Here is an 18,295-nt window from a genome sequence, read left to right as displayed (position 1 = left end):
CCTCCGTCATCCGCCGAGAGGCGTTGGTACGGCCTCAGCCGACCTTGCTGGGCAGCGGGAAGTCGACGACCACCTGACCGGTGCCGCTGCTGCCGAAGTAGGGGCACAGCTGCTCGCCCTTGCCGGTGTAGTCCTGCCAGCCCAGCAGGCCGAAGAGCATGGCCGTGTCGGCCATCGCGCCCTCGCCCGTACAGCGCTTGTTGTAGTCGGGGAGCATCTCGAGGAACTCGGCCGCCCTGCCCTGCGCCCACATGTCCAGGACCGCGAAGTCCACCTGACGGTTGATCTCGCTGCTCACGTCGTCGAGCATCGACTCGGCGATCGCGTTGGGCGGGAAGGCGTGCGACAGCGAGCCGCTGGCCAGGAAGGCCACCTTCCTGTCGCTGCGCTCGATGGCGCGCATCAGGGCCTCGCCGATCTGCCGATTCTCGTCGATCGTGGAGTAGATGTTGCAGCCGATCGGCAGCACCCGGATGTCGGACTTCTGGTTCATGAAGTACATCGGCACCAGCGTGGCGTACTCCAGACCCAGGTCGTTGTAGGTGTGGACGCGCGCCTTCTGCCCGCCCGCGACGATCTCCTCACGGACCAGTTCGGCCAGCTCCGGGTCGCCCTGGTAGTCGTAGGCCAGGTCGTGGATGAAGTGCGGCAGCTCGTGGCTGACGTAGGTGGCCTGGTGCCGGTCCTTGCCGTTGAGGTGGAAGCCGATGCTGTTCATCCAGTGGGTGTCGGCGACCAGGAAGGTGTCGGCCCCGAGCGCGTGGGCCCGCCTGCCGACCTCCGCGAGCGCCAGCTCGGCGTTCTTCCGGATGCCGAAGTGCTTGCCGGGTTGAATCGACAGCCAGATCGACGGCACATGCGTGATCTTGGTCGCCATGACGAGCTCTCCCATTACGCCCCTCCCAGGTGTGTCCAGACGCCCTTGACCTCTGTATAGGCGTCGATGGCGTACGGACCCATCTCCCGGCCCCAACCGCTGGCCTTGAAGCCACCCCAGGTGGTCGCGGCGTCCGGGACATGGATCATGTTGATGAAGACGGCTCCGGCTCTGACCTTGGCCGCCAGACGGTGGGCGGTCGACAGGTCCCTGGTCCAGATGGAGGCCGCCAGGCCGTACTCGGAATTGTTGGCTCGATCCACGATCTCATCGGGGTCGTCATAGGAGAGTACCGGGATGACCGGCCCGAACACCTCCTCCCTCGCCACCGCCATGCTCTCGGTGACGCCGGCGAAGACCGTCGGCTCGTAGAAGAAGCCGCTGGAGAGCGGGCCGTCCGCGCGCCTGCCGCCGGTCACGAGCTCCGCGCCCTCGTCCTGGGCGCCGCGCACGTAGGAGTCGACCTTGGCCAGGTGTTCCTCGCTGACCAGCGGCCCGAGCTGCGAGGCCGGGTCCAGGCCGGGGCCGAGCCTCAGCGCGGAGGCCGCGGCGGCCATCTTCTCGGTGAACTCGTCGGCGCGCCTGCGGTCCACGTAGAAGCGGGAGTAGGCGGCGCAGACCTGGCCGCTGTTGAACAGCGCGCCCTGCACGTTGCCCGCGACGGCGGCGTCGATGTCGGCGTCGGCGGCGATGATGCTCGGCGTCTTGCCGCCCAGCTCCAGGGTGAGCCGCTTGAGGTTGCCCGCGCTGGCGTGCACCAGCTTGCGGCCGACGGCGGTCGATCCGGTGAAGGAGACCTTGTCGACGTCGGGGTGCTCGGCGAGGGCCGCGCCCGTGGCGGGGCCGCCGGTCAGCAGGTTCACCACGCCGGGCGGGAAGCCGGCCCGCTCCATCAGCTCGACCAGCATGACGGTGGACAGCGGGGTCTGCTCGGCGGGCTTGACGACCACGGTGTTGCCGCAGGCGAGCGCGGGGGCGAGCTTCCAGGCCGCGATCATCAGCGGGAAGTTCCACGGGGTGATCAGCGCGCAGACGCCGACCGGCTCGCGCCTGGTGTAGTGCAGGGTGTCGGGGAAGGCGACGGGGAGCACCGACCCCTCGATCTTGGTGCACCATCCGGCGAAGTAGCGGAAGTGCTCGGCGGCCCCGGGGACCGTGACGCTCCTGGCGATGCCCAGCGGCTGCCCGTTGTCGCGCGTCTCGAGCTCGGCGAGCTCGTCCCCGACCTCCTCGATGAGATCGGCGACCCGCCACAGCAGCCGCGCCCTCGCGTGCGCGGGCATGTCCGCCCATGTGGGATCGTTCAGAGCGGCGCGAGCCGCGGCGACCGCGCGGTCCACGTCGGTCACGCCCGCCTCGGCGCACTCCTCGAACACCGATCCGTCAGCCGGGTTCAGAGTCGTGAAGGTGGCGCCGCTGTCGGCGGGACACCACTTGCCTCCGATGAACAGGTCCGTCATCTCTTCGATCTCCTCGGGTCGGCCCGCGTCTCGCACCCTCCGGCGAGGGGTCCCGCGAGCCTGGGCACCTCCAAATCATGTATGAATTCAAATATCTTTGTCTATAGCCCCACTTGCCCAAATCGCGTATCATCCAGGATGTCGTATACGATTTGAAGCAAGGGAGGTGCCCGTGGAGCACCCGCTCGGCCTGGCACCGGGAAAGATCGTCGCGGTCCATCTCAACTACCGCAGCCGCGCGGCCGAGCGCGGACGCACACCGGCCGTCCCCTCCTACTTCGTCAAGCCCTCGTCCTCGCTGTCGTGGTCCGGTCGCCCCGTGGTGCGGCCCGCCGGCTGCGAGTTGCTGGCCTTCGAAGGCGAGATCGCCGTCATCATCGGCACCCGGGCGCACCGTGTCTCCCGTGAGCGCGCGCTCGACCACGTGGCGGGCTACGCCGCGGCCAACGACTTCGGAGTCTACGACTTCAAGCACGCCGACCTCGGCTCCAACCTCCGCGCCAAGGGCCAGGACGGCTACACGCCCATCGGTCCGGCCATCCTGAAGACGGACGACCCCACGAAACTGTGGCTGCGCACGTACGTCAACGGCAAGCTGGTCCAGGAGGCGTGCACCGACGAGCTGCTGTTCGGCTTCGACCTGCTGATCGCCGACCTGTCCCGGACGATGACCCTGGAGCCCGGCGACATCATCCTCGCCGGCACCCCGGCCGGGTCCACGGTCGTGCAGCCGGGCGACGTGGTCGAGGTCGAGCTCGAGGACACCGGACGGCTCCGCAACGAGGTCGTCGCCGACGACCACGAGCTCGCCCCGTACGGCGTCCAGCCCAAGGTGACCGACGAGGTCCGCGCCGCCGCGTACGGCTCCGCGGGCGCCGCCGCCGAGGCCGCCAAGCCTGGGGACGCCGTCTCCGGCGTCCTCGACGAGGAGACCGTCGCGGCCCTGAAGTCGGTCTCGACGGCGACGATCTCCTCGCAGCTGCGCAAGCGCGGGATCGACCACCACTTCATCGAGGGCGTCAAGCCCGCCAGGCCCGACCTGCGCATGGTCGGCATCGCCAGGACCCTGCGCTACCTCCCGCTCCGCGAGGACGTGTTCGCCGAGATCGGCAACGGGATGAACGCCCAGAAGCGCACCGTCGAGGAGATCCAGCCCGGCGAGGTCCTGGTGATCAGCGCGCGGGGCGAGCACGGCTCCGGCACACTGGGCGACATCCTCGCGCTGCGCGCCCTGCGCCGCGGCGCGGCCGGGGTGATCACCGACGGCGGCCTGCGGGACAGCCCCTCCTTCTCCAACCTGGAGCTGCCCTCCTACTACGCGGTCGCGCACGCGGCCGTGCTCGGCCGCAGGCACGTTCCGATGGACTCCCAGATCCCGGTCGACTGCGGCGGCGTGCTGGTCATGCCCGGCGACGTCCTGGTCGGCGACGCGGAGGGCGTGGTCGTCATCCCGCCGCGCCTGGCCGCCGAGGTCGCGCGGGACTCCGCCAAGCAGGAGAAAGAGGAGCGCTTCATCCTCGAGCGGGTCGACGAGGGCGCCTCGGTCGACGGGCTCTACCCGATGAACAAGGCCTGGCGTCAGGTCTACGAGGAGCAGGAACGCGCCAAGTAAGGCCTGATCCCGCGAAGACCGTCTTGAAGCAGTACAAGGAGTGATCATATGAAGTTCCGTTCGGATCCCGCGAGCATACGCGGGTCCCTTGCCCCGGTGGTGACCCCCTTCACCGCGACGGGCGAGCTCGACCTCGACTCGCTGCGGGCGCTGGTGCGCTGGCAGCTCGCCCAGGGCTCCCACGGCATCTCCATCGGCGGCTCGACCGGTGAGCCCGGCGCGCAGAGCATCGACGAGCGGATCGCCGCGATGGCCGCGGTCGCCGAGGAGACGGCCGACCGGGTGCCGTTCCTGCCGGGCACCGGCTCCGCCAAGCTCGACGAGACCCTCCGCCTGACCGCGGAGGCCGAGCGTCTCGGCGCGGACGCCGCGCTCGTCATCACCCCGTACTACGCGCGGCCGACCCAGGAAGCGCTCTACAGCTGGTACTCCACGGTCGCCAAGGAGTTCCCCAGCCTGCCGATCGTCATCTACAACGTCCCGTCGCGGACCGCCGTGGACATCAACCCCGAGACCGTCGCCAGGCTCCGGCACTCCCACGACAACATCGTGGGCATCAAGGAGACCACCAAGGACTTCGAGCACTTCTCCCAGGTGCTCCACAAGTGCGGCCGTGACTTCCTGATGTGGTCCGGCATCGAGCTGCTCTGCCTGCCGCTGCTGGCCATCGGCGGCATCGGCTTCGTGAGCGCGGTGGCCAACCTGGCTCCGGCCGCCGTCGCGAAGATGTACACCGCCTACGTCGAGGGCGACCACAAGACCGCCCTCGACCTGCACTACGCCCTGCACCCCCTGGTCGAGTTGCTGTTCGTTGAGACGAACCCCGCCCCCGCCAAGTGGGTCTTGGAACAACGCGGTCTGATCGCCTCCGGTCATGTCCGCCCGCCGCTGATCACGCCCACCGACGCGGGCATCAAGCGGATCAACGAACTGCTGGCCCAGAGTGAGGGAGTGGCTTGATGAACGTGCAGCACTACATCGGCGGGGAACACGTCCCCAGCGTCTCCGGCGCGACGTTCACCGCCCTTGAGCCCGCGAACAACGAGGAGTACCTCACGGTCTCCGCGGGCCAGGCCGAGGACATCGAGGCCGCGGTCGCCGCGGCCCGCAAGGCCTTCACCGAGGGCCCGTGGCCGAAGATGCCCGCCCAGCAGCGGGCCAACGTCCTGCGCAAGATCGCCGACGCGATCGAGAAGCGGGACGACCAGATCGCCGCGCTGGAGTGCCGTGACACCGGTCTGCCGATCACGCAGGCCCGTGGCCAGGCGCACCGCGCCGCGCAGAACTTCCGGTTCTTCGCCGACGTGATCACCACCCTGGGCGAGGACGTCTACCGCGTCGCCTCCGCCCAGCTGAACTACGTGATCCGCAAGCCCATCGGCGTGGCCGGCCTGATCACCCCGTGGAACACCCCGTTCATGCTGGAGACCTGGAAGCTCGCCCCCGCGCTCGCGGCCGGCTGCCCGGTCATCCTGAAGCCCGCCGAGTGGTCCCCGCTCTCCGCCAGCGTGCTGCCGGAGATCATGGAGGAGGCGGGCGTGCCCGCCGGCGTCTTCAACATCGTGCACGGCATCGGTGAGGAGGCGGGCGCGGCCCTCGTCGCGCACCCGGACGTGCCGATCATCTCCTTCACCGGAGAGACCACCACCGGTCAGATCATCATGCGCAACGCCGCCGACAACCTGAAGACCCTGTCGATGGAGCTGGGCGGCAAGTCCCCGCTGCTGGTGTTCGACGACGCCGACCTCGACCGGGCGCTCGACGCCGCGGTCTTCGGAGTCTTCTCCCTCAACGGCGAGCGCTGCACGGCCAGCTCGCGCGTCCTGGTCCAGGACACGATCTACGAGGAGTTCGTCGCCCGCTTCGCCGAGCGCGCCTCCAAGGTCAAGGTCGGCTCCCCCGACGACCCGGCCACCGAGCTGGGCGCGCTGGTCCACCCCGAGCACTACGCGCGGGTCATGGAGTACGTCCAGATCGGCATCGACGAGGGCGCCCGCCTGGTCGCCGGCGGCTCGCGCCCCGACCACCTGCCGGTCGGCAACTTCCTGTCGGCGACGGTGTTCGCCGACGTCTCGCCGAAGATGCGGATCTTCCAGGAGGAGATCTTCGGTCCGGTCGTGTGCGTCACGCCGTTCTCCACCGAGGAGGAGGCGCTGGAGCTGGCCAACGACACCCGGTACGGCCTCGCCGCCTACCTGTGGACGAACAACCTGCGCCGCACGCACAGGCTCGCCCAGCAGATCGAGTCGGGCATGCTCTGGGTCAACTCCCAGAACGTCCGCGACCTGCGCACCCCCTTCGGCGGCGTCAAGGCCAGCGGCCTGGGCCGGGAGGGCGGTAAGCACAGCATCGACGTCTACACCGAGTCGCACATCGTGCACGTGGCGACCGAGGACCTGCCGATCTCGCGGTTCGGCGTCTCCTGACGCCAATCGCCCGCCGGGCCCTCAAGGGCCCGGCGGGCGTGGTCTCCCTGATCTCCTGCCGGTCACGGAGACCACGCCCCGCGGCCGGGGTGTTCTCGTGGGTCCTCGCCACTGCGGGGACCCACGAGGCGCACCCGGAGCCTGTCAGCCGAAGGCCAGGGTCGGCAGGTCGACGGCCATGGCGCCGCCGTCCGCGACGACCACGGAGCCGGTCATGATGGCCGACTCGGACGAGCCGAGGAACAGGCAGATGTCGGCGATCTCCTCGGAGGTCGCGGGCCGCCTGAGCGGGACGTCCTTGGTGACCAGGTCGTAGGCCTCGTCGCGGGTGATGCTGTCACGCTCGGCGAGCTCGTCCATCTGGTGGTCGGCCATCGGGGTGCGCACCCAGCCGGGGCACAGGCAGTTCACCCGCACGCCCTTGGGTCCGTAGTCACGGGCCAGCGACTTGGTCAGCCCGACCAGCGCGTGCTTGGTCGTGACATATCCACACACGTTCGGTCCGGCGGCCAGGCCGGCGATCGAGGAGACGATCACGATGCTCCCCTGGCTCTCGATCAGCGCGGGCAGCGCCTCCCGACAGGTCACGAAGCAGCTGTTGAGGTTGGCGTCGAGGCTGAGCCCCCAGGACTCGTCGTCGGTGTCGGCGACCCCGGATCCCCCGTGGCCGCCCGCGTTGGCGACGACGATGTCGAGCGAGCCGAACCGCTCGCGCGCCAGGTCCGCCGCCGCCCGCATCTGGGCCGCGTCCGTCGCGTCGGCGGCGAACGCCACGGCGGCGTCCCCCAGCGGAGCCGCGACCTCGGTAAGGAGCGCCTCTCTCCGGCCGGTCAGGACGACCCTGGCCCCCTCTTCCACGTACCTCCGGGTGACCGCGGCACCAATTCCCGTTCCGGCCCCGGTGACCAGGGCGACCTTACCTTTTAGCCTCATCGGCCTACTCCTTTGCAGCTAGAAGCTATATGATTTCATAGATAACTTCGTGTAGGAAGGAGTCGCAGTTGACCGCCGACATCGACCGGCCAGCGGGCTGGAAGAACATGGACGACTTCGCGGCCGGAATCGACACCAACCGGCTCCCGGTCACCGACGTCCTCGCGGGCACCTCGCTGGGCCTGACGTTCGACGACGGCACCACCGCCGCCCTCTCCTTCGAGAGCGCGCACGGCGTGAGCGTCGACGGCGGCGCCTCGGACTGGTATGAGGCGATCGCCGTCCGCGAGGACCTGTTCTTCGTCAACCAGACCCACGCCTCGCGCCCCCGCGAGTCCACCGTGACCGTCCTACACACCTCCACCGGGCGAGCCCTGCGGATCGTCTCCACGATCGCCGAGGAGCGGACCCCCGGCGAACCCCAGGTCTCACAGACCTTCACCCCCGGCACGATCGACGGTCACGAGGTGAAGGGCGAGGCGCCCGCACCCACTCGTGACCTGATCGGCAGGCGGGCGCTGTACCGTTACAGCCCCAACCACCTCTACGAGCACGTCTACCTCAGCTCAGAACGCTACGCCTGGCAGTGCCTCGTAGGCGAGCAGCGCGGTCACGGTGACGTGGACATGGCGAGCACCTGGAAGATCGCCGAAGACGTCTACGTGTTCACCTTCAGGGAGTTCCTCATCCCTGTCGCCGCGACCTGGCTCTACGACTGGGCCGCGCTGCGCTCGGTCGGCACCTTCCTCGGCATCTCCGGCGCGGGCGAGATCAACAACTCCCCCGGCGGCGCCCACATCCTGCCGCTCGGCGACGTGGTCTACCCGACCGACGGAGAGCCTGTCTAAACCGGCGAAGCATCGCCAAGAGAAAGCGCTGTTCAGCAAGGAGATGCAATGAGCAAGAACCTCGACGCGGTCCGCGGCTCCTACGAGGCCTCGGCGGCCGGGGACATCAACGGGATCCTGGCCCTGCTCGGCCCCGACGCCGAGTGGACCGAGATGGCCGGGTTCCCCTACGCGGGCACCTACGTCGGCCCCGACAACGTCCTGGCGAAGGTCTTCTCCCGTCTCGGCTCCGAGTGGGACAACTACCAGGCCGTTCCCGAGGCGTACGTCGACGGCGGCGACACCATCGTCGTCTACGGCAACTACCGGGGCACCTACCTCGCCACCGGCAAGTACATGGACGTCCGTTTCACGCACGTGTGGCAGCTCGAGGACGGCGTCGCCAAGCGCTTCGAGCAGTTCACCGACACCGCCCTGGTCCAGGAGGCCCTGCAGCCGTGACGGCGCCCGGGGGACGGGACACCCCCGAGGACGCCGCCGACGGTTCGTGACGCGCTCGCGAAGAGCGGCGCGACGCGTTCACGGAGAGCGGGCGGAGCCGCGAGCCGGTGACCCACACGGGTCCCGGCTCGTCGGCGTACGGCCCGCCGGGGTGGGATCGGCCGGGGACCGGCCCCGGCCGATCCCACCCCGGCGGGCGGGCCCTCTCTCGCGTTCAGCCCCCGCCGTCGCCCCAGCGGCGGCTGAACACCGCGACGATCGGCACGGCGGCGACCAGGCCGCTGAGCAGCACCCCGGCGAACGCTCCCAGGACGGCCGGATCGTTGTCGAAGGCGATGCCGATCGCCGCCAGGACGGGCCCGGCGTTGCGCACCGCCGCGACGCCTCCCATGCTGGTGCGGCGCGCCGGCCCTCCCGTGGCCAGCGCCATGCCGACGGCGAACGCGACGACGCTGAGAACGAGCCCCGCCAGCAGCGTGCGGGAGCCGAGCAACGCGACGACGGCCTGCCAGTTGCCCAGGAGCATGCCCGCCAGCACGGCCACGAACGTCACGTTCGACGTCCTGGCGGCGACGGGATGCCACGACTGGGCGGTGAGCGGCGCGTGGTGGCGCAGGACCAGCCCGACGGCGAACGGCACGAGCTGCAGGATCGCCACGGTCCGCACCAGCGCGGCGACGTCGAGGGAGACTCCCCCGCCGACCTCGGCCAGCGAGAGGACGACGTTGGCCGTCGGAGCGAAGGTGACACTGCCGACGGCGGCGAGCAGCACCTGCGTCGTCGTGCCCGCGACCGCGTCCCCGCCTTTCAGCATGCTCAGTTTCGCCCCGAGAGGCCCGCCCGGCGACGACGCGGCCAGCACCAGCGCGACGAAGGCCGCCGTGGACAGGCCGAACAGCACGGCGACGCCCCAGCCGAGCAGCGGGATGACCACCAGGTTGGCCACCAGCGCCAGCAAGGGCAGTGCCGGGGTGGCGAAGACGGCGCGCAGCGCCGACAGCGTGGCGCCGAGGCCCGCGGTGAACATGGTGGTCGCGATGAAGACCACCGTGACCGTGTTGAACAGCAGTTGCAGCGTGTCCATGAGGCCTCCACCCCGTGGCGTCCGGCGCCGCGCTCTCAGTGCCTGAGGTCGCCGAGCCAGCGCAGGGCGCTCAGTGAGGGCATGAAGCAGTACTCACCGCCGCGGGTGACGACGAAGCGCGGCAGCGCCCGCAGGCGCCGCCGTAGCGGCCGCCGGGGGATGGTGAAGTCGCCGGGGCCGTCGCCCGCGCCGATGACGGGGTCCCGCGCGTCGCCCGCGCCGAAGAAGACGCCGTCGTTCATCCACTCGGACTGGACGAACTCGAACTGCCGCCCGAGGTGCGCCCCGACGAAGGCGAACATCAGTCCGCGGTCCGCCCCGTCGTCCTCCAGAACCCCTTCGGGCAGCGGCGGGCCGTACGCGGTGCCGCGCCTGATCATCCGGTGCAGTCGCGGCACTCCCGCCACCGCCGCGTCGCGGGGGTGGCCCCGGCGGATGTGGCAGCCGCCGGGAGTGGTGAATCCGGCCGGGTCGTCCCGCTCGTACAGGAAGACGTTGTTCCTGTGGGGGTCGCCGCCGAGGCCGGGGTCGTCGCGCGACGGGCTGAGCGCCAGCGGCGCGCCACTGCGCCAGCGCCCCATGATCTTCGCGGCCAGCAGCTCCTCGTCCTCCGGGCCGGTGGAGTTGTCCCGCAGATACCGCCGGAAGGCGGCGACGCGCTGATGGATTTTGCGGAAGACCACGTAGCTGCCGTTGCGGCCCAGGATCCCGGGCTGCGGGGTCTGGACCCCGCCGAGCTCGTCCGGATAGCCGAGCACGAACTCCCCCGCCCTGAGCGGCGCCTCCAGCGGGTTGGAGCCGGGGATGCCGCTGCCCTCGACGGCCGGGTGGCTGATGCCGTCCCGGTAGCCGAAGGGTTCGGTCTCGGTGGGCAGCGCGTGGCAGTTCTGCCGCCAGATCGCGGTCACGCCGGAAAGGCGGTGATAGGCCGGGCGGGCACGGTCGACGGCCATCTCCAGACAGGTGCTGTCCGGCGCGAGCGCGACGAGCACCACATGGACGTCGGGTGTGCCCAGCGGCGCCTCCCAGTTCTCCGGGGCGCTCTCGCCGACGTCGCCCAGTGCCTTCGCCCGCGCGGCCATCCCCTGCCGGAACTCCCACGCGAACGTCTCCAGCGCCTCCGGCGGCACGCCCAGCGCCCTGAGGCCGTGACAGGTGAGCGCCACGCTCACCCAGGTCTCGCCCAGGGGGCTCGTCGTGTCGGCGGCCGAGGTCACCACCGCGCTCACCCGCCGCATGAGCTCCCGCCCGTGCACGGGGTCGTCGACACGGAACAGGATGTAGGTCGCCGCGTACGGCGTCGGCCGGGGACTGAGCACCCCGCGCTGGATGTCGTCGAGCTCGAGTGCGGCATGCGTCCGTGCGGTCACGGATCCCCCCTTTCCCCGCCCCTACTTCGCCAGGGCGATGTTCCTCCAGAAGGCGCGCAGGCTCTCGTCGCCCCCGAACAGCGAGCTGAAGATCGTGGAGTCGGCCAGGAGCACGTCTCCGGCCCGGTCTCCGGCGGGGGGCATCCACAGGAACATGTTGAACTCGGTGTTGCCCGCCTCGGTGAAGGGATGCGGCGGCCTGGACAGGTCGATCGGCTGCCTGCCCAGCACGTGGACGACGTCCGGGTCGTCGGTCGTCACGGCGTAGTGCGGCAGGTGCTTGTGGAAGTTGAAGTTGGTCACGCCCTCCAGCCACCCCTTGGTGTCCAGGTCCCTGTTGACGGACAGCGGCGCGATCCGCTTGGCCTCCCGTACGGCGGGGCGCAACCCGTAGCGGTTCTCCACCGGCACCCCGAGCCCCCGCATCAGGCCCCGGGCGTACCCGGCGAAGCGTTGCCTGCGGGGAACCAGGGCGTCGCCGTGGTGGTGGTACTCCGCGTCGCGCACGGCCAGGTCGTCCGACGCCCCGACGTCGTGGTGCGGCCCCAGGACCACACAGGTCCCCTCCCGGGTGAGGAAGCTCCGCACCGCCTCGATCTCCTCGGGCGCGGCCTCCTGCCGGGTGACCATGTGGTCCAGCCCGAACACGAACAGGGTGTCGGTGTCGGCCAGCACCCGATCGTCCAGCGGGGTGTGGAAACCGGCCTGGTCGACGCGCTGGTACACCGGCACGGGGTGGCCGGTGGTCTCCTCGACGAACTGCTGGAACGGCGCCCAGCCCCAGAAGAACAGCTCCAGCGCCCCGGCGATCCCCTGCTGGAACCGCAACGGGTCGGACCACCGAGGTTCCTCGTAGGCGGGCCAGTTCACCCGCCGGACCTCGGTCATCGTGGAGAACCGGTCGTCGAGCTCGGCCGGGTTCCTGCCCGCCTCGGCCGGATAGCTCCACGAGACGTAGACGCTCAACCGCCGCCTGCCGGGGGTGTGAGGGCGGGGCACATGGTTCTGGTTGTAGGTGCGTGCGGTCCTGAGCTCACTCATCTCGTCTCCCGATCGACAGCGGAGCACGCGGGCGGCGGCCCGATCTCACTGCGGTTGATCTCACTGCGGCTGATCTCACTGCAGCTGGTCGAGCATCTCCGACAGGGCGCTCTTGATCCGCAGAGCCTTCTTGATCTCGTCGGCGGTGACGTAGGGGTACTCCCCGTACTCGATGAAGCTCGGGCAGTGGTGATCGCGGACGAACCTGACGAACGCCTCGGGATTGGTCTTCCAGTCCTCGGGGAAGCCTTCGAGGTTCTCGAAGACCGTGTTCACCCCCGCCCTGGTGAACAGGGCGATGGCGTCCTCGGTGTACTTGTCGAAGTCGGTGTCGAAGATCCCCTGGTACATGAAGCGCGTGTCGTCGTCGAAGAGCACCCAGCGCAGGTAGTGCAGCTTGAGCGGCGCGAGAAGGTCCGGATCGCCCTCCAGCGCCTTGGCCAGCGTGTGGCCGTAGTTGCGGATCGCCTCGGCCCGCCCCGGCTTGACCTTCGCGATGACGGTGAACCCGTAGCACGCCGGGGTCTTCGGGAAGACGGGGCCGTACTTCCCCTGTTCGAGCTGGTCGGTCTCCTTGGGAATGACGACCGCCTGAGGCGTGATGTCCATGCCTGTTCCTCCCTCATCGCACCAGGGGGGAACGGCTCAAAGGCTGCCTGACTAGGGGAAATCATCTCACACCGCGATGAGGATCGACGGCGGACGGGCGCTTCGGCCGAGTTGATCACGTGACGTCGGCGAGACCTCGGAGTGCGAGGATCGCGCGAAAGATCCTCGCCGCGCGGTGAGGCACCACCGAGAGGACGTCCTCGATGAGGCGATGGATCGCCGCGACAGCCGTCACGCTGACCGTGTCGGCCGGGATCTGCGCCCCCGCGAACGCGCAGACCGTCTCACCGGGGCCGATCGACGCGCTCAGACGCCAGCTCGTCGAACACCGGGGCGTCACGATGTCGGAGCGCATGACCGAGAGGGGCCCGAGGGACAAGAACGACTACGTGTACCTCTACAGGACCGTCGTCGAGTTCGGCAGGGGCGAAGTCGTGGCCACCGACACCACCTACCGCCCCGGCAACAGGCACACGGGAGACAGCGGCTTCCGCTACATGACCTTCGACGGCCTGCGGTACATGAAGAGCGAGAGCTCCCGCCTTCCCCCGGGCAAGAGCTGGGCGCTGACCAGGGACAAGGAGTACAGCCCCGCGCTGCACACCTCCTTCGACATCGGCGACCCGGCCACTCTGAGGGCCGTCCTGGCCACCACCCGGGACAGGCGTCCCGCAGGTGTCTACGACGGCACCCGCACGACCCTCCACCAGGGTGTGATCACCATCGGTGATCTCTACAAGGCCTCCCGCGGCTCCTGGGAGTGGAAGCCGACCGTCAAGGAGGCCCGGGTCAGGGTTTCCTGGCGGATCTGGATCGGGCAGGACCAGTTGATACGCAGGGTGTGGAGCATGCGAAAGGCCCCGGCCCCGTTTACCCGCAAGATTGAGCTACTGAGGATCGTCGACGCCCGCCTGACCGGCTGGGGCGTCGAGACCCACATCACCCCTCCTCCCGCTGACCAGGTGGTGACGGTGAAGAAGGGCTCCGCCCCCGATCTCGACGCGAAGGATCCCCAGGAGGTCTCCGTACCCCTGAACCTGGGCGCCCGTTAAGTGGCCGAGGCTGCCCAGGTGCTGGTGCCGGGACTTGGCCCGGAGCTCGGGGCGGTGCGGCCGTCGGCGGCCAGGTGCTGGAGCATGGAGTCTCGGCACCGAAGGGCTGACAGGACGGAGCAAGGATTTCCGCCTGTTCCTGAGGCAGTGTTTGACCAGGTCAGCGCCGCCCTCGGCGGGGTTACCGGAGCTGTGTGTGCAGTGGCGAGGCGGGGCCGGTGGGGTGGGTGAGTTTCCGGAGTTCGGCGGCGGCTTCGATCCGGCGAGGGGTGTTCAGGCGGGCCAGGGCGTCGTGGGCGGCGGTGAGGACTTCGCGGGCCTCTTCGCGGCGGCCGAGGTGGCGCAGGGCGATGCCGAGGTCGAGGCGGGCAGGTTCGCTCCAGGCGGGCATCTTCGCCGCCTCGAAACGGGTGAGCGCGTAGCGCAGCGGGGCTTCGGCCGCGGCCCACCGTCGCAGTGCCGCCAGGTCGTTGCCGATCTGCTGCCGGGTCGCCGCCAGATAGAGGCCGACCAGTTCGTGCGCCGCTCCCGGAACGCCGGCCTGGCAGATGGCCTCGCTGCGCCGGTGAATGGTCAGGGCCTCCTCGGAGCGGCCGGCCCGGCGCAGTTGCTCGCCCAGCATGTTGAGGCAGGTGAGCTCGGCGAGGCGGCTTTCCGTGCCGGTCTGACGGCCCAGGTGGTCGGCCGCTTCCCGGAATCGGGCGATGGATTCGTCGCTCCGCCCGAGCCGGCGCAGGGCTCCTGCCGTGTGGCCCAGGGCCCAGCCCACCTGGAGCTGGTCGTTGACCTCGCGCGCCACCGCGAGGGCGGCTTCTGCGGCGGCCAGGGCGGCGGCGTGATCGTAGAGGCACATGTTGCAGGCCCAGGCCAGGTAGTTGAGGTGGACGGCCTCGTCGCGTCTGCTGCCCAGGGCGCGGGCGGCGTCGACGGCCCGCTGGAAGACCTCCGCCCACAGCTCCCAGTGCTGTGTGTGGTCGGAGAACCAGTGCATCGCCTCGGCGACGTCGATGACCTGCTGGTGCCGGTCGGCTGCCTGGGCCCGGCCCAGGGCCGCGGCCCACTGGGCCCGCTCGGCCTTCAGCCAGATGCCGGCCTGCTCGCGGTCGGCGGGTGCGGTGGCCAGGCCGGGATCACTGCCGGGTGCGCCGGGGTGGCAATCGGTGCCAAAAAGCCGCGCGGCGGCGTCCGCCCGGCGCAGTACCCATCGGTCGGCCCGGTCCTGGGCAGCGCGGATGTGCGCGGGCTCGTCCTCTTCGTCCAGTTGTTCGGCGGCGAACAGGGCGAGAAGATCATGGAAACGGTAGCGGTCGGCGGTGGGGTGGGGCTGGAGCAGCCCGGCGTGGGCCAGGTCGCGGACGTATCCGGCGGCCTGACGCACAGGCAGGTCAGCCAGCAGTGCGGCGGTCTCGGGGCTGAAGTCGGGGGCGGCGGCGAGGCTGGCACGGCGGAAGACGATGCGGGCCTGCGGGCTCAGCTGCCGGTAGGACAGGGCGAAGGCGGCCCGGACCTGCAGCGAGCCGGCCTGCAGGGCGTCCAGGCGGTTTTTGTGTACGGCGAGCTGCGTGACGAGTTTGGCGATGCGTTCGCCGGGCCGGGAGGCGAGGCGCTGCCCGGCGATGCGCACGGCCAGGGGGAGGTGGCCGCACAGCTCGGTGAGGTCGCCGGCCGCCTGCTCTTCTTGCCGGACCCGCTCGGGGCCGATGATGCGGGAGAGCATTTCAACCGCTTCCTCACGGCGCAGTAGCGCCAGTTCGGTGCGGTAGACCGCTTCGAGGCCGGCCAGGGCGTGGCGGCTGGTGACGAGGGTGAGCGAGGGGCCGGTGCCGGGCAGCAGGGGGCGGACCTGGTCCTCGTCGGCCGCGTTGTCCAGCAGGAGCAGCACACGCCGGTCGCGGAGAACCGAGCGCAGGAGGCCGCAGCGGTCTTCGGTGGCGGCCGGGACGGCGCTGTCGGCCACGCCGAGGGCTCGCAGCAGCCGGGCGAGCGCATCACGCGGGAGGGTCGGCTGCGGGTCCATGCCGCGCAGGTCGACGGCGAACTGTCCGTCCGGGAAGTGCGAGGCGAGGGTATGGGCGGCGTGCACGGCGAAGGAGGTCTTGCCCAGGCCCGGCTGCCCGCAAATCACCGCGACGGGCGGGTGGGCGGGATCGAGGTGCTCCACGAGGGCGAGGAGCCGGCTGAGGGCGGAGTCGCGGGCGGTGAAGTCGTTGAGATCACGGGGCAGGGCGAGGCTGTGGTGCGGGGCGGGACGCACGCCTGGCCGGCCGGCCGGCTCGCGGGCCGAGCCGCCGGCCTCGGCGTCGGCCGGCGCGGTCGTGTGACGGGGCCGGGTGCGGGGGCGACCCAGGCTGGCGGCCTGTTCCAGCTCCCGGGCGCCGGCAGGGTCCAGCCCCAGGGCGGCGGCCAGGGCCTGCACGGTGCGGCGCTGCGGTCCCCGGGAGCGTCCGCGCTCCAGGTCGGACAGCGCCCGCACGCTCACCCCCGCGGCGTGCGCCAGCTCCTCCTGGCTGAGTCCGGCACTCGTCCGCAGGCCGTACAGGCGCTCGCCGAACCCGCCGGTGGCCGATGTTCCGCTGCCCATCCCTGAAGATCTCCCGGTCGACGTGGTCCGGCCGAAGCGGCAAACCATCCGGCAGAAGTATCCAAGATCCTACTTCTGCCGGTGAAATCTCCTGGTTGGCCATGTGCCGCGAAATTAGCGTGAGACACGTCGGACGCGGGCCGCAGGCAACGGGCCCCGCACTGTCTCACCACTGTTTCGGAGGTTGATCGACCATGCGTTCCCTCGCCCTGAGGCGAACGGCGTTCCGTGGAGACGAACTCCTCGCCCTCCCCGCCGCCCGGTTCTTCTCCGCTGGGCAGAGCTGACGCCACTCCGGCGGTATGGCAGGCGCTACCAAAGGTTCGGCAGCCTGCAACGTCGTCTCGGCAAGATCCTGTTCGTAGGGTTCTGGACATAGGCCGAAAGGCCGCACCATCTGCGCCGGTGCTCCTCCCGGTACTCCTCCCGGCCGCGGACTGGGGACCCCGTCCAGTACACCTGACCCATGGCCCCATCCTTATGAAGGAGAGCTCACTCGTCATGCGCCGCAAAGTCATCACCCTGATTTTGGCCGCTGCCGCAATCGTGCCCATCGGTGCGGAGGTCGTTCCCGCGTCGGCGGACGCGGTGCCGGATCCGTCGTCGAGCTCGGTCACCGATTCGCAAGATTTCCCGGTCGCCCTGTCCAGGGAGGAACTGCAGAAGCAGGTGAACGGAGTCCTCGCCACGAAGGGGGGCCGGCAGACCAGCCTCAACGAGATCACCTGGACTTACGCCAACGGCGGTGAGGTTCGCCTGCTGTTCCCGGTGCCGAAGCAACTGGAGGCCGAAGCCGCGGCCGCTCGGAAAAGCTCCATAACCGCGGCCGGTGAGGCCGCCGCGGCAGGCACGTACGGCTGCCCGGCGGGCTGGGCGTGTCTCTACGAGAACAACAAATTCAACGGGGTCAGCCGAACAGGGGGAGGTCCGGGAAACGGCCGCCTTCTGCAGTTCCAGGACAGGAACATAATCCAGGATCTGGACAACTGGAACTTCCGAAACAAGACGAGTTCGGTGTACAACACGACCGACACCGTCTGGTCGGGTTTGGCGTCCGTCCCCCCTTACAAGGGTTGTAGAACGTTTGAGCTGAACAACGGAGGGATCAGCAATCTGGGGGCAAGGGGTGACAGGACGGCATGGATCGCCCTCGGCGGCACATGGTCCGCCTACCCGTGGTGTTAAAGATCTGGAAGTCGTGAGCCGGGACGCGTCACCACGTCCGGTGGCGGAGATTGTCTTCTTCCGTCCTGGACGGTGATGTTCGTTACCGCCGTGAGGTGCCCCTCGGCACGCGGCTCTCGCGAGGTCGGGTGATTCAGAGCACGACCCCGCCAACCGGTGCCGCCGTCCCCGCCGACCGCTGCACAATCCCTCCACAGGCTTCGGCTCCGACGCTCTGACCAGCGGTTCAGCGCTCGACTAGCCCTTTCTTTCGTACTTGGTCTGGCCCCGATATCGGTCGGTCGGCTGACAGCGTGCTGAGTGCGGTTTGTGAGCGGCGGGTTGGAGGGTGAGGTTGTCCGCGTCGCTTATCACTAGGAGGAATGGGTCAATGTCCCAACGTGTTTTCTCGCTGGACCGTGCGGTGCGGCCACGTGGGCTGCGCATGGTCACGGCTTCGGCGCTGGCGGTGAGTCTGGCCGTGGCCGCGGCGCCCTCGGCTGCCGCCGCGGCCACGCCGTCCGCGGCCTGGAGCGACGCCAAGGCGCAGCGCGCTCAGCTGCAGCAGTTGGCGCAAGAGCTGGTGGACGCCGGGGCGCCCGGCGTGATCGTGCGGGTCGACGACGGCCGCGGCCGGCCGGTCGAGATCGCCGCGCAGGCCACCTGGACCAGGCGGGATCACCTGCTCAAGGTGGGGGATGAGTTCCGGATGGGGTCCAACACCAAGACCATGATCGCCACGCTCGTGCTGCAACTGGTCGCCGAGGGCAGGCTCGCCCTGACCGACCCGGTGGAGA

General features: G+C 69.9%; 16 protein-coding genes. 8 read left to right on the top strand and 8 right to left on the bottom strand.

The window, feature by feature from the left end; translation table 11 throughout:
- Window positions 1–34 precede the first annotated feature (34 nt).
- The gene (hpaD, locus tag PKF00_RS42390) at window positions 35–892 is read right to left on the bottom strand and encodes a 3,4-dihydroxyphenylacetate 2,3-dioxygenase (RefSeq protein ID WP_271223443.1); all 858 of its coding nucleotides are present in this window, start codon (window positions 890–892) and stop codon (window positions 35–37) included.
- Window positions 892–2,337, bottom strand: a complete 1,446-nt coding sequence (locus tag PKF00_RS42385; RefSeq protein WP_271223442.1) for an aldehyde dehydrogenase family protein — start codon at window positions 2,335–2,337, stop codon at window positions 892–894. Before PKF00_RS42385 ends, hpaD begins: the two co-directional genes overlap by 1 nt.
- Window positions 2,338–2,509: 172 nt before the next feature.
- Here PKF00_RS42385 and PKF00_RS42380 point away from each other — a divergent pair, with 172 nt between their 5' ends.
- Genes PKF00_RS42380 through hpaE form a run of 3 tightly spaced genes read left to right on the top strand, consistent with a single transcriptional unit; the run spans window position 2,510 to window position 6,375 of the window.
- A complete protein-coding gene (locus PKF00_RS42380) occupies window positions 2,510–3,949 on the top strand; it encodes a fumarylacetoacetate hydrolase family protein (protein WP_271223441.1) in 1,440 nt (479 codons plus the stop codon).
- 48 nt (window positions 3,950–3,997) lie between these two features.
- Window positions 3,998–4,909 carry a 4-hydroxy-tetrahydrodipicolinate synthase gene (gene dapA / locus PKF00_RS42375; protein WP_271223440.1) on the top strand — a complete coding sequence of 304 codons (912 nt, stop codon included), beginning with the start codon at window positions 3,998–4,000 and terminating at the stop codon, window positions 4,907–4,909.
- Window positions 4,909–6,375: a 5-carboxymethyl-2-hydroxymuconate semialdehyde dehydrogenase gene (gene hpaE / locus PKF00_RS42370; protein ID WP_271223439.1), complete on the top strand. Its 1,467-nt coding sequence runs from the start codon at window positions 4,909–4,911 to the stop codon at window positions 6,373–6,375. The genes dapA and hpaE overlap by 1 nt, the downstream gene beginning before the upstream one ends.
- A 144-nt stretch (window positions 6,376–6,519) precedes the next feature.
- Here hpaE and PKF00_RS42365 read toward each other — a convergent pair whose 3' ends face one another.
- Window positions 6,520–7,308, bottom strand: a complete 789-nt coding sequence (locus PKF00_RS42365) for an SDR family NAD(P)-dependent oxidoreductase (protein WP_271223438.1) — start codon at window positions 7,306–7,308, stop codon at window positions 6,520–6,522.
- 68 nt (window positions 7,309–7,376) lie between these two features.
- Between PKF00_RS42365 and PKF00_RS42360 the strand changes: the two genes are divergently transcribed.
- Window positions 7,377–8,156 carry a molybdenum cofactor biosynthesis F family protein gene (locus PKF00_RS42360; RefSeq protein WP_271223437.1) on the top strand — a complete coding sequence of 260 codons (780 nt, stop codon included), beginning with the start codon at window positions 7,377–7,379 and terminating at the stop codon, window positions 8,154–8,156.
- A gap of 48 nt (window positions 8,157–8,204) precedes the next feature.
- Window positions 8,205–8,597, top strand: coding sequence for a nuclear transport factor 2 family protein (locus PKF00_RS42355; RefSeq protein WP_271223436.1), 393 nt, complete (start codon window positions 8,205–8,207; stop codon window positions 8,595–8,597).
- Between the two features lie 214 nt (window positions 8,598–8,811).
- Here the strand turns inward: PKF00_RS42355 and PKF00_RS42350 are convergent, their stop codons facing one another.
- From PKF00_RS42350 to PKF00_RS42335, 4 genes are all read right to left on the bottom strand, one after another.
- The gene (locus tag PKF00_RS42350; RefSeq protein ID WP_271223435.1) at window positions 8,812–9,681 is read right to left on the bottom strand and encodes a bile acid:sodium symporter family protein; all 870 of its coding nucleotides are present in this window, start codon (window positions 9,679–9,681) and stop codon (window positions 8,812–8,814) included.
- Window positions 9,682–9,716: 35 nt separating this feature from the next.
- Window positions 9,717–11,051, bottom strand: a complete 1,335-nt coding sequence (locus PKF00_RS42345) for a Dyp-type peroxidase (RefSeq protein ID WP_271223434.1) — start codon at window positions 11,049–11,051, stop codon at window positions 9,717–9,719.
- Between the two features lie 21 nt (window positions 11,052–11,072).
- Complete coding sequence (locus PKF00_RS42340) at window positions 11,073–12,092, bottom strand: hypothetical protein (RefSeq protein ID WP_271223433.1); 1,020 nt, start codon at window positions 12,090–12,092, stop codon at window positions 11,073–11,075.
- A gap of 75 nt (window positions 12,093–12,167) precedes the next feature.
- The gene (locus PKF00_RS42335) at window positions 12,168–12,701 is read right to left on the bottom strand and encodes a hypothetical protein (RefSeq protein WP_271223432.1); all 534 of its coding nucleotides are present in this window, start codon (window positions 12,699–12,701) and stop codon (window positions 12,168–12,170) included.
- Window positions 12,702–12,904: 203 nt separating this feature from the next.
- Between PKF00_RS42335 and PKF00_RS42330 the strand changes: the two genes are divergently transcribed.
- Complete coding sequence (locus PKF00_RS42330; RefSeq protein ID WP_271223431.1) at window positions 12,905–13,753, top strand: hypothetical protein; 849 nt, start codon at window positions 12,905–12,907, stop codon at window positions 13,751–13,753.
- Between the two features lie 181 nt (window positions 13,754–13,934).
- Here the strand turns inward: PKF00_RS42330 and PKF00_RS42325 are convergent, their stop codons facing one another.
- On the bottom strand, window positions 13,935–16,334 hold the full coding sequence (locus tag PKF00_RS42325) for a helix-turn-helix domain-containing protein (RefSeq protein WP_271223430.1): 2,400 nt from the start codon (window positions 16,332–16,334) through the stop codon (window positions 13,935–13,937).
- A 501-nt stretch (window positions 16,335–16,835) separates the two neighbouring features.
- On the opposite strand from PKF00_RS42325, the gene PKF00_RS42320 reads away from it, so the two are divergent.
- Both PKF00_RS42320 and PKF00_RS42315 read left to right on the top strand, forming a co-directional pair.
- A complete protein-coding gene (locus PKF00_RS42320; protein WP_271223429.1) occupies window positions 16,836–17,519 on the top strand; it encodes a peptidase inhibitor family I36 protein in 684 nt (227 codons plus the stop codon).
- 370 nt (window positions 17,520–17,889) lie between these two features.
- Window positions 17,890–18,295, top strand: a 406-nt coding sequence (locus PKF00_RS42315) for a serine hydrolase (protein ID WP_271223428.1), incomplete at its 3' end; no start/stop codon positions are given.

This window comes from Streptosporangium carneum, assembly GCF_027922005.1.
GTDB lineage: Bacteria > Actinomycetota > Actinomycetes > Streptosporangiales > Streptosporangiaceae > Streptosporangium > Streptosporangium carneum.
This window is presented reverse-complemented; position numbering and strand designations above follow the sequence as displayed.

Bases quoted from the DNA above. Each gene is read 5' to 3' on its own strand.
- PKF00_RS42320 (WP_271223429.1), top strand. From the start codon at position 16,836: ATGCGCCGCAAAGTCATCACCCTGATTTTGGCCGCTGCCGCAATCGTG.
- PKF00_RS42335 (WP_271223432.1), bottom strand. From the start codon at position 12,701: ATGGACATCACGCCTCAGGCGGTCGTCATTCCCAAGGAGACCGACCAG.
- PKF00_RS42340 (WP_271223433.1), bottom strand. From the start codon at position 12,092: ATGAGTGAGCTCAGGACCGCACGCACCTACAACCAGAACCATGTGCCC.
- hpaD (WP_271223443.1), bottom strand. From the start codon at position 892: ATGGGAGAGCTCGTCATGGCGACCAAGATCACGCATGTGCCGTCGATC.
- hpaE (WP_271223439.1), top strand. From the start codon at position 4,909: ATGAACGTGCAGCACTACATCGGCGGGGAACACGTCCCCAGCGTCTCC.
- dapA (WP_271223440.1), top strand. From the start codon at position 3,998: ATGAAGTTCCGTTCGGATCCCGCGAGCATACGCGGGTCCCTTGCCCCG.
- PKF00_RS42365 (WP_271223438.1), bottom strand. From the start codon at position 7,308: ATGAGGCTAAAAGGTAAGGTCGCCCTGGTCACCGGGGCCGGAACGGGA.
- PKF00_RS42355 (WP_271223436.1), top strand. From the start codon at position 8,205: ATGAGCAAGAACCTCGACGCGGTCCGCGGCTCCTACGAGGCCTCGGCG.
- PKF00_RS42385 (WP_271223442.1), bottom strand. From the start codon at position 2,337: ATGACGGACCTGTTCATCGGAGGCAAGTGGTGTCCCGCCGACAGCGGC.
- PKF00_RS42330 (WP_271223431.1), top strand. From the start codon at position 12,905: ATGAGGCGATGGATCGCCGCGACAGCCGTCACGCTGACCGTGTCGGCC.
- PKF00_RS42325 (WP_271223430.1), bottom strand. From the start codon at position 16,334: ATGGGCAGCGGAACATCGGCCACCGGCGGGTTCGGCGAGCGCCTGTAC.
- PKF00_RS42350 (WP_271223435.1), bottom strand. From the start codon at position 9,681: ATGGACACGCTGCAACTGCTGTTCAACACGGTCACGGTGGTCTTCATC.